Source organism: Corallococcus sp. NCSPR001, from assembly GCF_017309135.1.
GTDB lineage: Bacteria > Myxococcota > Myxococcia > Myxococcales > Myxococcaceae > Corallococcus.
In genome coordinates this window covers 5,291,741-5,304,437 of record NZ_JAFIMS010000002.1, presented here as the reverse complement: position 1 = coordinate 5,304,437, position 12,697 = coordinate 5,291,741, and the positions used below count along the sequence as shown (strand labels likewise).

Annotated in this window: 19 protein-coding genes; 6 read left to right on the top strand and 13 right to left on the bottom strand. The window is 68.6% G+C overall.

Annotated features, from left to right (window positions below; translation table 11 throughout):
- Window positions 1-470 precede the first annotated feature (470 nt).
- Complete coding sequence (locus JYJ93_RS23360) at window positions 471-626, top strand: hypothetical protein (protein WP_206794788.1); 156 nt, start codon at window positions 471-473, stop codon at window positions 624-626.
- Complete coding sequence (locus JYJ93_RS23355) at window positions 623-931, top strand: hypothetical protein (protein ID WP_206794785.1); 309 nt, start codon at window positions 623-625, stop codon at window positions 929-931. The genes JYJ93_RS23360 and JYJ93_RS23355 overlap by 4 nt, the downstream gene beginning before the upstream one ends.
- 271 nt (window positions 932-1,202) lie before the next feature.
- Here the strand turns inward: JYJ93_RS23355 and JYJ93_RS23350 are convergent, their stop codons facing one another.
- From JYJ93_RS23350 to JYJ93_RS23295, 12 genes are all read right to left on the bottom strand, one after another.
- Window positions 1,203-2,516: a hypothetical protein gene (locus JYJ93_RS23350; protein ID WP_206794783.1), complete on the bottom strand. Its 1,314-nt coding sequence runs from the start codon at window positions 2,514-2,516 to the stop codon at window positions 1,203-1,205.
- A gap of 765 nt (window positions 2,517-3,281) precedes the next feature.
- A complete protein-coding gene (locus tag JYJ93_RS23345; RefSeq protein WP_206794781.1) occupies window positions 3,282-3,467 on the bottom strand; it encodes a hypothetical protein in 186 nt (61 codons plus the stop codon).
- Window positions 3,464-3,619 (bottom strand): hypothetical protein, encoded by a 156-nt coding sequence (locus JYJ93_RS23340; RefSeq protein ID WP_206794779.1) that lies wholly within the window; start codon window positions 3,617-3,619, stop codon window positions 3,464-3,466. Before JYJ93_RS23340 ends, JYJ93_RS23345 begins: the two co-directional genes overlap by 4 nt.
- Window positions 3,616-3,966, bottom strand: a complete 351-nt coding sequence (locus tag JYJ93_RS23335) for a hypothetical protein (protein WP_206794777.1) — start codon at window positions 3,964-3,966, stop codon at window positions 3,616-3,618. The genes JYJ93_RS23340 and JYJ93_RS23335 overlap by 4 nt, the downstream gene beginning before the upstream one ends.
- Window positions 3,963-4,526 (bottom strand): hypothetical protein, encoded by a 564-nt coding sequence (locus tag JYJ93_RS23330; RefSeq protein ID WP_206794775.1) that lies wholly within the window; start codon window positions 4,524-4,526, stop codon window positions 3,963-3,965. Before JYJ93_RS23330 ends, JYJ93_RS23335 begins: the two co-directional genes overlap by 4 nt.
- Window positions 4,526-4,849, bottom strand: coding sequence for a hypothetical protein (locus JYJ93_RS23325; protein WP_206794773.1), 324 nt, complete (start codon window positions 4,847-4,849; stop codon window positions 4,526-4,528). The genes JYJ93_RS23330 and JYJ93_RS23325 overlap by 1 nt, the downstream gene beginning before the upstream one ends.
- On the bottom strand, window positions 4,846-5,331 hold the full coding sequence (locus tag JYJ93_RS23320; protein WP_206794771.1) for a hypothetical protein: 486 nt from the start codon (window positions 5,329-5,331) through the stop codon (window positions 4,846-4,848). Before JYJ93_RS23320 ends, JYJ93_RS23325 begins: the two co-directional genes overlap by 4 nt.
- Window positions 5,321-5,629: a hypothetical protein gene (locus tag JYJ93_RS23315; RefSeq protein WP_206794769.1), complete on the bottom strand. Its 309-nt coding sequence runs from the start codon at window positions 5,627-5,629 to the stop codon at window positions 5,321-5,323. Before JYJ93_RS23315 ends, JYJ93_RS23320 begins: the two co-directional genes overlap by 11 nt.
- A complete protein-coding gene (locus JYJ93_RS23310; protein ID WP_206794767.1) occupies window positions 5,626-5,892 on the bottom strand; it encodes a hypothetical protein in 267 nt (88 codons plus the stop codon). Before JYJ93_RS23310 ends, JYJ93_RS23315 begins: the two co-directional genes overlap by 4 nt.
- Window positions 5,889-6,557 (bottom strand): hypothetical protein, encoded by a 669-nt coding sequence (locus tag JYJ93_RS23305; protein ID WP_206794764.1) that lies wholly within the window; start codon window positions 6,555-6,557, stop codon window positions 5,889-5,891. Before JYJ93_RS23305 ends, JYJ93_RS23310 begins: the two co-directional genes overlap by 4 nt.
- Window positions 6,554-7,363, bottom strand: coding sequence for a hypothetical protein (locus tag JYJ93_RS23300; protein ID WP_206794761.1), 810 nt, complete (start codon window positions 7,361-7,363; stop codon window positions 6,554-6,556). Before JYJ93_RS23300 ends, JYJ93_RS23305 begins: the two co-directional genes overlap by 4 nt.
- Before the next feature lie 797 nt (window positions 7,364-8,160).
- Entirely contained in the window at window positions 8,161-8,706 is a 546-nt protein-coding gene (locus tag JYJ93_RS23295) for a peptidylprolyl isomerase (RefSeq protein ID WP_206794759.1), read from the bottom strand.
- A 217-nt stretch (window positions 8,707-8,923) separates the two neighbouring features.
- On the opposite strand from JYJ93_RS23295, the gene chrA reads away from it, so the two are divergent.
- On the top strand, window positions 8,924-10,087 hold the full coding sequence (gene chrA / locus JYJ93_RS23290; RefSeq protein WP_206794757.1) for a chromate efflux transporter: 1,164 nt from the start codon (window positions 8,924-8,926) through the stop codon (window positions 10,085-10,087).
- Between the two features lie 89 nt (window positions 10,088-10,176).
- The gene (locus JYJ93_RS23285; RefSeq protein WP_242543903.1) at window positions 10,177-10,491 is read left to right on the top strand and encodes a hypothetical protein; all 315 of its coding nucleotides are present in this window, start codon (window positions 10,177-10,179) and stop codon (window positions 10,489-10,491) included.
- Window positions 10,492-10,500: 9 nt separating this feature from the next.
- Here JYJ93_RS23285 and JYJ93_RS23280 read toward each other — a convergent pair whose 3' ends face one another.
- Window positions 10,501-11,340: a LysR family transcriptional regulator gene (locus tag JYJ93_RS23280; RefSeq protein WP_206794754.1), complete on the bottom strand. Its 840-nt coding sequence runs from the start codon at window positions 11,338-11,340 to the stop codon at window positions 10,501-10,503.
- Between the two features lie 95 nt (window positions 11,341-11,435).
- On the opposite strand from JYJ93_RS23280, the gene JYJ93_RS23275 reads away from it, so the two are divergent.
- Together JYJ93_RS23275 and JYJ93_RS23270 are read left to right on the top strand one after the other, a co-directional pair.
- Window positions 11,436-12,206: a DsbA family protein gene (locus tag JYJ93_RS23275; RefSeq protein WP_206794752.1), complete on the top strand. Its 771-nt coding sequence runs from the start codon at window positions 11,436-11,438 to the stop codon at window positions 12,204-12,206.
- A 161-nt stretch (window positions 12,207-12,367) separates the two neighbouring features.
- Window positions 12,368-12,523 carry a hypothetical protein gene (locus tag JYJ93_RS23270; protein WP_206794750.1) on the top strand — a complete coding sequence of 52 codons (156 nt, stop codon included), beginning with the start codon at window positions 12,368-12,370 and terminating at the stop codon, window positions 12,521-12,523.
- The last annotated feature ends 174 nt before the right edge of the window (window positions 12,524-12,697 follow it).

Below are 12,697 nucleotides of genomic sequence, written 5' to 3'. Positions count from 1 at the left end.
GGAATCGTTGTCTCGCTTTCGCCTCCGCCATCACAGGCGGGGGTTTCGCCAGGACTCGCCACGTTGGCATGGCGCGTCGCACGTTTCGCAATGGGTGACGCGGAACCCATTCCGCCGCCAGCGGCCGGCCGTCCTCGCCACTTTCGCCACGGTGCGCACCCGTCAGGCTTTGCCGGTACGATCTGCCCCGTGGACCTGCCTTCCCTCCCAACCTCCGGACCTGTTGTGCAGTGGCTCTCCGTGAAGGAAGCCGCGCACCTCTCGAACCACTCCCCGCGGACAATCCATCGCTGGGCGAAGCGCGCGAAAATCCTCGCTGACCGCCTCGCGTCTGGTGAGGGCGAATGGCTCATTGCCCTGAACGCGCACAACCAGCCCATCAGCACTCGGCCCTATGTCCCGCCTGGGCTCACCGAGTTGTGCGCGCACGCGCCCTGACTTCCGCAGTGCGCTCGCTCAATCTCTTACGCGTGCTTCGGGTCCGGCTTCCGCGTCCCGTCCGCCTCAAGCTCGCGCGCATCGCCGTGGAGCTGCTCTTTCCGTTCGTCTACCTGACCCAGGCGGACGCGGAAGTGCTCGCCGCGCAGCTCCTCGACTTCCTTGACGCGAAAGGCTCCCAACGATGATCTCCCTGATGCACAACCGCGAGACCCAGCTTCGGCACCACCGCCTTCTCCCCATCTACGAGACGTGTATCGCCGTCCATCAGGGCCTCTATCCCGCTATCGGGAAGCTCGCGCTTGAGCTTTCGACAGCGCATCCCAGCATCACCGCCAAAGAGGCTGCGCGCATCGCGGAAGTCATGAACGCCGTGGCCCACCTCAGCGCGCTGACCGACGCGCTTGGGTCCGACATCCTCCACGAACTGCACTCAGGGGCGGAAGCGCGTGGGCGCGGACCCTTCTCAACGCACGGTGTTCGCGCCCTGTGAGCTACCTCCAAGTCCACCGCCTAACGCCACTGACAGCGACCGTCCGTGTGCCAAAACTCATCGTGGTTGAGGCGGAGAGTGCACTTTCTGCCCTGGTCGCCCTCGGCATCACAGAGGCGTGCTTGTTCCGCCTGTCGTTTCGCACGGGGCTCAGCGGTCGCGTCCTCCGCCGCAACCGCTAGCCGCTCCAGCGCTCGCGCGATTCGGTCAACGCTGCTCAGAAACTGGCCCAACGCAGCTGCGGGCGTCCACCTGCCATCACTCGGCCTCGTCATGCACTCCTCCCTCGTGCCGGCTTGCGAATGCGCCAGTTTGTCGGAGCCTCGATGCGCGCAACGTCCTCGCCGCGTGCGGAAGCTTCCGCGACGTCCTGCCAAAACTCGAAGCGGGCCGTCAGCTCCGCTCCGAACTTGAAGCGCTCCACGTCCGCCGCGCTGCGCGGAGGCTCCCACTGTTCCGCCGGGCGCCCGCCGTCATCCACCTCTGGCGCCTCCGGCTTCTCCGCGCGGTCGAGCATCGCGTGCCATGCGTCCATGACGTCATCCGCTGGGCGGTTCTCCCACGCGCGATGAATCTCCTGGACCGTCAGCGCTGCTTTCGCTGCACGCCGGAACCTCTCCACGTCCACCAGCTCGTCGAGCGTCAGAACGCGTGGCGGAGGCGCCTCCACCCATTCAGCCGCCCGTGCGCGGACCCATGCTCGCGCCTCATCGGTCAACGGCGCGTAGGCGTCCCAACGCGTCCGCTTGCGGTGTGGATCCGCCCAGCGCAAGCGCTCCGGACACGCGAACTTGTACCAGCCCGTGCGGAAGACACAGCTGACCTCCGCCGGCGTCGTCTTCACGCCCAGGATGCGAACCTCATCCCCCGTCGTCATCGCCCAGACGGACCGGTGAAGGTCCGGCGCAGTCGTTGGGTACTCCAGCCCAGTCCCCAGCGCCTGCCCGAGCTGTGCGAGCCCTTCCGCCTGCGCCTGGCGCTGTAGCTCCGGCGTCGGGGCCTGCACCAGCTCTCCGGTCCAGTCCGGATGGGTCGGCCGGCGCGCGGGCGGAAGCCATCCCTTCGTCGCGCGAATGCGCCGCGTCTTCGGTGGCGCCCACGTCGGGAGCTGGCTCGTCTTCACCACCTCGCCCACCAGCGTTGGGTGAGGCACCGCGGCCTTTTCGACCTTCACCGCGTAGGAGGCGACGTCGCTCTTGCTGCGTGCGTGGCCAATGCTGGAGCGGTGGCCCCATCCGCAGTGGGCCACCAGGTCCCGCCACCAGCGCGGCCCCACTCCCCGGGCCGTCTCCGCCTCCGTCGCTGGCTCCTCTCGGAGGAGCTGCGCCAGCTCAGGCGAGTAGATGATGACGTTCATGTGCGGCGTGCCGCTGCGGTGCTGCTCCACCGTGGAAACGAACTTGAACTTCCCCAGGCGTGGAACGTCACCGGCCTCCCATCCCCGGGTCAGGTACTTCTGCAACATCGCCCAGCGGGGCTGTAGGCACCGGTAGCGCTCATCCAGCTCGGCCGGGGCGTTCTTCGGGTCCAGCGTGAGCACCACCAGCAGCAGCCCCTCCAGCGCGCATCCCTCCAGGGCCGCCATGATTCGCGAATAGTCCCGCTGGCTGACCCACCTGGCGCAGTCCCCCGCGTGCCGCCAGTTGCGGCACTGGTAGGGCGTAGCCGTGCGCGAAAGGGGCTCACTCCGCTTCCAGGTCCGAATGTGCCAGCTCTTGCGCTCACAGGCCGTGCAGGACCGGGGCACCCACGGCGAGGGGGGAGGGGCTTCTGGCTGCCCGGCCCCTCTGCGCTTGTCCGACTTATCGTTACTACGACAAGCCGGGGGCGCCGCCCCCTGGACCCCAGGCAGCGGCGACGCCAGCGAAACGCCCACCTGGGGCGCCGCTGGGGCCTCCTGGACGCGCGCAGCGCTCCGAAGCCTCACCGGGACACCTCCGGGGCTCCACGCGCACCACGGGGCAGGGCGGCCTGGCCGTCACGCTCGGGCGGTTGGCATCCGGGGAGGCGGGGGTGGTGGGATTCGCACTCACAGGCGGCGGGTGGCGGGCGCCGCCACCCGACATCGAGCGCAGCAGCTCCGCGTCCGTCCCTCTGCCGCTGCCGCTCGCCGGGCGGCACCAGGTGCCCCGCATCGCTCCCGTTGGTCGCTTCTGGCGACGTGCCGCAGTGCCGGCCGAACCGTGGGGGGCTCCAGGCACTGGCGCCCACGGGTGACGGCGTGGCCTGGTGGAGCTCGAGCGCGCGCATTGCGCCGGAGCTCGCCCGCGCAATGCGCGCGCATTGCGCGGGCTGGGGGAGGGAGGCGCGAGCGTCAACCGCCGCGCCGTCCCTCCGCCAGCTCACGGGCTCACGTCTCCCGCTCCTTCCGCGCTGCCGCCTGGGCGTGCGCGTGCTTCTTCTTCGTCAGCGTGAGGAGCTGTGCAGCTCCACGGCCCGCGCAGCCGGGGCAGAACCACCGCGCCTGCACGCGCCTGATGCCACGGCGCCGGCAGCGCTCCCCGTTCCGCACGAACTCACAGCGCTGGGTCGTCATGGCTTGCCGCCGACCTCCATCAGCACCAGGCCAACCCCGCTGCACACCGCGAGCAGCACGGCGCAAAGCAGCTCCCCGCGCATCAGCAGCACGGGAGCCACCACCGCCACCGGCAACCCGATGGCCAGCAGTCGAACGCGTGCGGCCCTCACCGGGTCGCCTCTGCGTGTGCTTCCACCGCTGCCCACGCTTCAAGCGCCTTGATGATCCGCACGTCGGCCTTTGCCACGGCCGTGTGCGCAGCGTTCACCGCAGCGCGCGACGTCAGCAGGTCCGTCATGCAGCTCCGAGCCCACGCGTGATGCGGGCCCACCGACGCAACGGCCTCCATCAGGGCTTTCCGCGCCACGACGTTCTCAGCCACGCGCTCGGCCAGGTGCTCGCGCTTCACCGCGTGCCAAACCACCGCGCGCTGATACTCGACTTCGGCCGGAGTCTGGGCAGGGCGCCCGCCCCAACGCGTTGAGCTGGCTCCCGGAAGCATCGTCGCGGGGCTCACGTCGGGCGCTCCGTGGGGCGTTCCTTGGGCAGGTGCCGCAGCACGTAGGTCAGGCGGACCATCGCCAGCGCCTCTGCCGTCAGCGCTGCCTTGCGTGCGTCCATCGCCTCCATGAGCGCCGCACGCCGGCCCAGCTCATGCTCCGACCCGATGCCGGCGTGCTCCCAAGCTTGGACCCATGCGTCCATCGCATCGAAGAGCGCCGCGCCACTGTCCGCAGTGCCCGCCATCGTTTGTTGATGGCGCATCACAAGGGCATTGAGGTCGAGACCCGTGCTCCTCATCTGCCGCCCCAGGTCCTCCAGGCTCACCGCGAGGAAGAGGCGACCAGCGGCGCGGGCGGCGTCCGTCCCTTCCACCTCACGACGATTGGCGATGCTCTCCAGCTCCAGCTGCGCTCTTGCTGCCTCGTCGGAAGCCGCCCCGTGTGCAGTGACGGCTTCGAGGAAGGCCACACAGGCCGCCGTTTCGTCCTTCAGCGAGGACTCAACGGCCCGAAGGCTTAGCCCGTACTGCTCCACGTGCTTCTGAATGAACGGTGAAAGCTTGCTGGCGTCCATCACCGTCTCCCCGCCGTGCGCTTCTTCGTGGGAGCGGCCGTGGAGCGGCTCTCCAGCTCCGCGATGCGAGCCCGCAGGCGCTGCACGGTCACACTGGGCAGCTCCGCCGGCTCGCCCGTCGGCCGCTCCGCCAGGTAGCCACCCCAGTCAGCCGCAACTTCCCGAACGAACGTCAGGGGCTCGGTATGGTCCTGCCAGCGCCGCTCGGGATGCGGTAGCACCGCAGCCCCCGTCACCACGCGGTCCCACTCGCGACCATTGAAGCGCGGGCTCCTCACCTCGCGGTTGACCGTGAACTTCGTGTCACTGCCTTCTGTCCTCACTGCGCACCTCCAGCCGCGCACGCGGCCTCACGAACGGGGAAGCGCGCCGGCAGCCGCACCACGTTGGCGGGCAAGTCCGGCTGCGAGCACTGCATCCGCTCCTGCGGGCACGTCGGCCTCGGCAGCAGCACCACTGCGGGGCCCTCGTCGGGCACCTCCTCGAACTCCGACGCGTCGAGCGTCGGCACGTCGTCATCAGGGACAGGGAGCGCCGGAATCTCGAAGAGCAGCAGCTGCACGGCCGGCATCGGTTTCTTCTTCGGCCGTCGCCGGCTCGCCTCCATGCGTTCCGCAACGGCGCGATGGCGCAGCATCCGCGCTTCCATCTCGGCCCGCGCCAGGGAGCGCCGGAGGCTCGCGCGCTCCGATTCTGCGAGGACGGTGCGGCCCTCAGACTCCAGCGCGTGAAGCTCCTGCCGAACGTGCTGCATGAACAGCAACGTGCTTTCGAGCTGGTCCGCAACGGTGCTGTCACGAAGCATGGGAAGCCTCAGCAGCATCCGACAGCAAGACCAGCAGCGCCCGCGCATCCTCGTCCAGCGCATCGCGTGCAACCTGGCGCAGGGCATCCGTCAGGCTGGTCTTGCCGGAGTGCTGCACGGCATCGAGCACGACCGCGAGCGCGTGCAACTGCCGGCGCACGCCTTCCATGTCCTCGTCGCCCAGCAGCTGTTCACAGAGGCCGTGACGAGCTTCCGCACGAATCACCGCGCCGGCCCGCCACAACGCGATGAAGAGCGCACCCTTCTCATCGAGCTTCGACTTCGCGCGGGGGCTCATTCCTCAGCCTCCAGCGACGCCTTTCCGATGCGGTCCAGGTCGAACCACCGTCGGTCCTTGTAGAGCGCAAGAAACGCCGAGTCCGAGCGAAGGGTCCCGACCATCTGCTTAAGCCGCTTCGGCGCGTGGCCAGTCCCGGTGATTCCCTCCAGCTCTTGGAGTGCGCGGCTCAGCGCCTCCTCTGCGGCCTTCATCTGGGCATGCGCGTTCGCGACACGCACAGCCGCAACTTCCCGGCTGTCCTGCTGCGGGTTCGCGCTCAAGGCTTCACCTCGCCCTTCGCCGCCGCCAGTCCTTCCGCGGTGCGTTCCTGCGCACTCTTCTCTTTGCGCCGCTTGAGGAGCTGGAGCGCCTGCCACAGCGCCGCCTTCCGGTCCTTGTCTGCGGAGCGGGCCCAGCGGCGGACCTCCAACGCGCTTGCGGCATCCGGCGCAGGGTCCTTGTCCAGCGCCACCGAAAGGTCCGTCAGGCAGCTCCGAGCGTAAGCGAACGCCCGCGCAGCGGACGCGGCCAGGTCCGCCGCGTCCGTGGGGACGGGAGGAAACGAAGGGCGCGGGCGCGACTTCTCGACCAGGACCGGCACCGTGGACGTGACGTGCCCCGTCCGCTGTTCGTGGCGGTGCCGCTCGATGACCTCCAAGTCCTCAAGGGGCGCGCGGTATGACCAGGGGCATTCGGTGCAGACCCAGAGCGTGGGCTGCATCGGGTCCATGCGGCAGTCAGACCCGTGAGGCCCCAGCCGGTCCTCGTCGGTCTGGAACAGCTCACACTCCGGGCACCTGGGCGCCGGAGTAGGGGCCTTGCCCGTCGAGTCGTGCCCCGTCTCCGCGTAGTGGGCAGCCGCAGACTCCGGGTTGACGAAGTTCACGCCGCACCGCAGGCAGCTCCACGGGTTTCTATGGGGGTCCAGGACCATGAACGTGGTCATTCGTCAGCCCCCTTCCGGGCCGCCAACTCCGTGACCTGCCGTGCGGTGATCCGGAGTGCATCCGCCAGCTCGTAGGCCCTGCGCGCGGTGTCGTTCTTGCGCTTCTCAGTGCCGAGACCAGCCGCAAACGTCTCCATGCACTCCGATGCGAGCACAACGGCCTTGCTGGCCCTGTCGAGCTGCGAAGCCGCCGTGAGCGGAACGCTTGGCATCGTCGCCGGCCGCCGCACGGCCGCGCGCAGCGCTTCAACGGTGGTCACGCTGTGCTTCTTGGTGATGCCATGGGCACTCACGAGGGCGGGGCTCAGTGCGCAGTACCCGCAGTCAATGCAGACGCTCAGCCCCGTGAGGCGGGCCGCATCCGTGAGCGCCCCCCGGAGGCTCTCCAGCGCCAACACGGCACCGCTCGCAGCGGACGCCATCTCAGACGGATAGTCGGTGGTGTCGTTCGGCTCCTCGTCTTCGTCCAGCTCCTCCAGCTCTTCCTGCTGGCCTTCGTAGAGGCGGAACGCCTCCAGGACGCCCCGAGGCGTGGGGAGAGACTGGAACGCTTCGTCCAGCTTCCTCTGCGCCGCCGCGTTCGCCGGCAACGCCTTGCCCGCGTCATCCATGGCGGCCATCGCCCCCGCGAATGCGTCCGACAGCTCCCGGGGGTTGTCACCCTCGAAGGCCTCGGAGATCGCAGCAGCGGATGGAATCAGCGTCAGTGCGGTGTCGATGTGTTGCAGCGCCGCAGCATGCGGGGAGGCGCTGCCGCGCTTCGCCTTGAGAGGGTTCCTCAGCGTCAGCTTCTTCTTCGTGGCCATGGCTCAGAACTCCAGCGCGGGAAGGTCTGCGGCCTCCCCAGGCCGCGCAGACGTTGGGGAGGAAGAAGTAAGCGCGCCGCGCGAGCCCCACGGCTCAAGCGCAGGTTGGGCGTAGAAGCGGTCAGCGCGCGGGCCGGAGGGCTCCAGCAGCGCCGCCACCAGGTCAGGCGGACACAGCTCGCAGACGTCCGGGACATCGATGAGGACGTCCACGCACGAGGCGCAGAACGTCCGGCCGCAGGTGGGGCACCGCCAGGCCGACGAGCCGGGAACCAGGCGGTTGCGCGGCCCCCTGTGACGCCACCCATCGGGGCTTTCGCAGGTCCAGAAGGGGTCCCTCGCGAATGCCCGGCGTTGACGTCGCGGAAGCGCGAAATCAGCCGCCGCATACCACCTGAAAGGTAGTGGGAAATACTCACCACCTGGAACGTAGGATTTCAGGGCTCCAGGGGGTGGGTCATGAAACTGGAAGCGGCCTCGGAAGTGCCCGAAACCATTCAGATTTCTAGCGTTTACGTCTGATAAGAAGCGTTATGTAAACTAACCGGATAGTCCACCCGCTAAGCAACTGCCGCGACGTCGGCGCCGTCCCCCGCCAACCGGTAGGCGCGTGCGTCTCCCACGGGGCGCGCGCAGACGTCTGCGCTCAATCCCGGGCCACCTTGCCACTCGTCGCCGCGGCGAAGCTCACTTCGATGTGGTCCGCGGCAACGCCGGCCAGGGCGTCGAGCCACGCGTCGCTCCACGCCTGGGAGTTGGCGTCCACAGGCCGTACGGCCGGAAGCAGCGCCCGTGGATTACAGCTCACCCGAGGCCACGATGGTCGGGCGCTTCCCAAATTTCACCATGCCTGAGCTTGAACCCGTCGCTTCGAGCGCCTTCACGAGCTTCATGCTCTCCTCATCGGCCACCTCGCCGAAGACGACGTGCCTGCCATCCAGCCACGACGTCACGACCGTCGTGATGAAGAATTGTGAGCCGTTGGTGTTCGGGCCCGCATTCGCCATGGACAGGAGCCCCGGCCTGTTGTGCTTGATCTGGAAGTTCTCGTCCGCGAACTTCTCCCCGTAGATGGACTTGCCCCCCGTGCCATTGCCGCGGGTGAAGTCGCCGCCCTGCAACATGAACTCCGGGATGATGCGGTGGAAGGACGAGCCCTGGTAGCCGAAGCCCTTCTCACCGGTGCACAGGGCACGGAAGTTCTCCGCAGTCTTGGGGACGACGTTGTGGAACAGATTCATGATGATGCGGCCGCTCTGTGCTTGGACGGGGCCGGTGGGGCGGCCGTCGGCGTCAAGGACGGGACCTTCAAACTCGACATCGAAGTAGACTTGGTAGGCCATGCGCACATCCTCCTGTTGTGAGGGTTCGAGCAGAAGATGCGAACCCCCATGGCGAAGCGCGCCCGTGTCGGCGGGGCGGGGCGAGGCCGACTTGAAGTCCCTGTCCCCGGAGACGACCTGCCCCCTCCCCTGCTTCATCGGCATTCCCTGCCTGGCGCCGTGGCACCATCCGCCGCGATTCCGCTGGTTCCGGCTCATCACGAGGCTCCTTCGGCGCATGGACTCCCCTCATTCCGGTGACGTCACCCGGGGCTCACTCGGCGAGGTCGCGCGGGTCTTCCTCCGGCTGGGGCTGACGGCCTTCGGGGGCCCTGCCGCGCACATCGCCATGATGGAAGACGAACTCGTGCGGCGGCGCCGGTGGCTGCCCCGTGAGGAGTTCCTCGACCTGCTGGGCGCCACCAACCTCATCCCGGGCCCGAACTCCACGGAGCTGGCCATCCACCTGGGCCACCGGCGTGCCGGCTGGCCTGGGCTGCTGGTGGCCGGCACGTGCTTCATCGTCCCGGCGATGCTCCTGACGCTCGCGGCGGCCTGGGCCTACGTGCGTTTTGGCACCCTTCCGCAAGCCGGCGCCCTCTTGTACGGCGTCAAACCCGTCATCCTGGCCGTGGTCCTCCAGGCCCTTTGGGGCCTCGGCAAGACGGCCCTGACGACGCGCCCCAGGAGCGCCGTGGCCGTCGGCTCAGCCGTGGCGAGCGCCCTTGGCGCCAACGAACTGCTCATCCTGACCCTGGCCGGCGTTTCCCTGGCGGCCTGGAGCCATCTCCGGTCGTCCCCTGAGCCCAGGCCAACGCTCATTCTGGCGCCGTTCGCCCTCAACGGCGTCACCGCCATGGCTGCCACGGCCCCCGTTCCGGCCAGCCTCGGCGGCCTCTTCCTGTTCTTCCTCAAGGTCGGCAGCGTGCTGTTCGGCAGCGGCTACGTGCTGCTGGCCTTCCTCCGGGCAGACCTCGTCGAACGCTGGGGCTGGCTCACCGAGGCCCAGCTCCTGGACGCCGTGGCCGTGGGCCAGTTCACGCCGGGCCCCGTCTTCACCACGGCGACATTCATTGGCTACCTGGTGGGTGGCACGCCCGGCGCCGGGCTCGCGACGCTGGGCATCTTCCTGCCCGCCTTCGTCTTCGTGGCCCTCAGCGGTCCGCTGATCCCCCGGCTTCGCCGGTCCAGGACCGCGGGCGCGGTGCTCGATGGCGTCAACGCGGCCTCGCTGGCTCTGATGGCCGTGGTGACGTGGCAGCTGGGACGCGCGGCCCTGGTGGATGGCTGGACGGTGGCCCTGGCCGTGCTCGGCGCAATGTTACTGCTCCGCTGGCGGGTCAATTCGGCCTGGCTGGTGTTGAGCGGTGCATTGGCCGGCCTGCTGCGGACGTGGTTGTGAAGTCATTGTCCTGCTAAGAATTGGGTCCCCCGGATGAATGCCTCTCCTCTTCGTCATGGAAAGGCATTCACCTGGGAGTTGCAGTGCACATGAACGGAGCAATCATGCGTACGCTGATGAAGTCCCTGCTGGCTGTGTCGGCGGTCCTCACCCTCGCGCCCACCGCGGCCCTGGCGCTGCCGCCGCAGTGCGATGACATCTGTTGGGACAAGACCTGCGATTACCCGTGTGCCTTCCACAACCGGTGGGCCACGTGCGCGGACTGGAACATCGTCGAGTGCGCCTCGGGCGTCGTCGCCCCCTCCGAGCCCTCGGCGTCGGTAATGCCGGACGAAGCGCTCCCGTCCGATGACGTCCCGCAGGTGTGCAGCGAGGAGCACCCGGACGCCAGCGCGGAGAGCTGAACGAGGACCTCAGTCCTCCCACACGCCTGGGGCGCTCCGGAGGGCTTCGGAGAGTGACTCCCGAGCCCGCCGGAGCGCCGCGTCCGCGCGCCGGGTAGCGGCGGACAGCAGCCACACCGGTGGGCCGCCCGGGAGCTCCTTCTCCAGCACCAGTCGCGGGTCTCCCTCGGCGAGCAGCGCCGGGAGCACGCTCTGCCCCAGGCCCGCGACGCAGGCATCCCTGATGCCGAGCAGCGTGTCACACTCCACGAGGGACTCCGCTTCCTCGGGGACCGCCTTCCACCAGCGCATGGAGGAACGGGTGCGCAGGTTCCCGGACGGCAGGACCCACGCTGCCGGGTCCTGCTTGGCTGCCCGCGCCCGGAACACTCCGAGCCGCAGCCTCCCCAGTTGCCGTCCCCGCAGCGCCCCGCCCGGCGTGTGACTCGGTCGCAAGGCCAGATCCGTCACCCCGGGCTCCAGCGCCAGCTCGTTCTCGGAGATGCGCACCTGGACTCGCTGCGTGAATCCGCACGTGCGCAGCGCGCCGAACAGCAGGGACGCCAGCACTTCGTTCGTGGTGATGACGAGCCGGCCTGCGCGCGTCCGGCGCTGCTCCTCGATGAGCGCCCCCACGTCCACGGCGAGGGGGCGCATGCGGCCCGCGCGCTCGGCGATGGCGAGGCCGAGCGGTGTCGGGCGCAGCGTCGCCCCACGCAGGAAGAGCGGCACCCCGAGCGTGCGCTCGAGGGCGTCCACCCGCCGCGAGATGGACGAGTGGCGCAGCGAGAGTTCGCGCGCCGCGCCCACGACGCTCCCCGTGCGCACCAGCGCCTCCACCGTCTGCAGGTCGTCCCAGGGGATGTGCATGAACGCACATGCTGTGCGCGTCCACGCGAATCGTCAACGCAGGGGGTTGGGACTATCTCTCCGGGTGTGCCAATGACCGTCACCAGGAGCTGGCCATGAGAAACGAGAACGAGACGACCCCTGACGCACAGGCTCTGTGTGATTCGGAGACCGGGACGTGCGCGCTCCCCGGCGTGGTCCAGAAGAGCGCCGGGTCGGGCGACGAGGGAGCCGCGGGAGAGGTGCTCTATGTGGGGGACCCGATGTGCTCCTGGTGCTGGGGCGTCTCGCCTGGCCTTCTCCAACTGGAGGCGGAGGCAAGCCGTCGGGGCATCCCCTTCCGCATCCGGGTGGGCGGGCTCCGTGCGGGAGGCGGAGACCCCTGGAACGAGCGGTTCAAAGGCTTTCTGCGCCATCACTGGGAGGAAATTGCCGCGCGCACCGGGCAGCCGTTCTCCACCCGGTTCCTCGACCGGCCGGTGTTCAACTACGACACCGAGCCTGCGTGCCGCGCGTTCCTCGTCATGCGCGGGATGCTCGAGGAGCTGCCGGGACCGGAGCCGCGCGCGTACGCGGTATTCGCCGCCATCCAGCGAAAATTCTACGCCGATGGAGAGGACCCGACCGTGGCGTCCTTCTACGAGAGCATCTGTGCCGCGCACGGCCTCGACTTCAAGGTGTTCCTGAACCGGTTCGAGCATGCGGACGCGAAGCGGGCGACGGCGAACGAGTTCCAGGAGGTCAGAGCCCTGGGCGTGAGCGGGTTCCCGACCGTGCTCTTCCGTGGCGGCGCCGGCATCGAGGTGCTCGCGAGCGGCTTCGCGACCGGACCGCGCATGGTCGAGGCGCTCGCTCGGGCGATGAAACGGGCGCGGGGCGATGCGTAAAGCCTGGTCGCCGTGCGCCGCTCCCGCGAAGTCAATCTTGCAGTGCGTTATCCGCTTTTTTCTGAGAGAACTGGATGGGCTGTTCTCGTGACAAACCTTTGGGATGTAACGTTCGCGTCGCGTGGAGAAACCCTCTCAACGCATACCGAAAGGACCACACCATGAAGACCCTCAAGACGCTGAGCGACCGCTTTCTGAAGCTGTTCCTGTCCGAGGTCTCCGCCGGTGCGTGCGTCATCAACCATGGCGAGTGCTGCAACACCAAGCGCATGAGCCACAACTGCTATGGCGTCTGCACCAAGTCGACCGTCTGCTGATTCCCGCATCACGGCCACGGCTGGACGTGCTGCACCGCGTCCAGCCGTGCCGCGCAAGGCGCGCCGCGTTAATCCTCAAATACCAAGATTGCGCGAAAGCCCCCTTTCGCTGCGGAACCTTCGAGCGGTAACGTTCGCATCGCGTTTGAGTGGATGTTGTTCACCCCCCTCTCA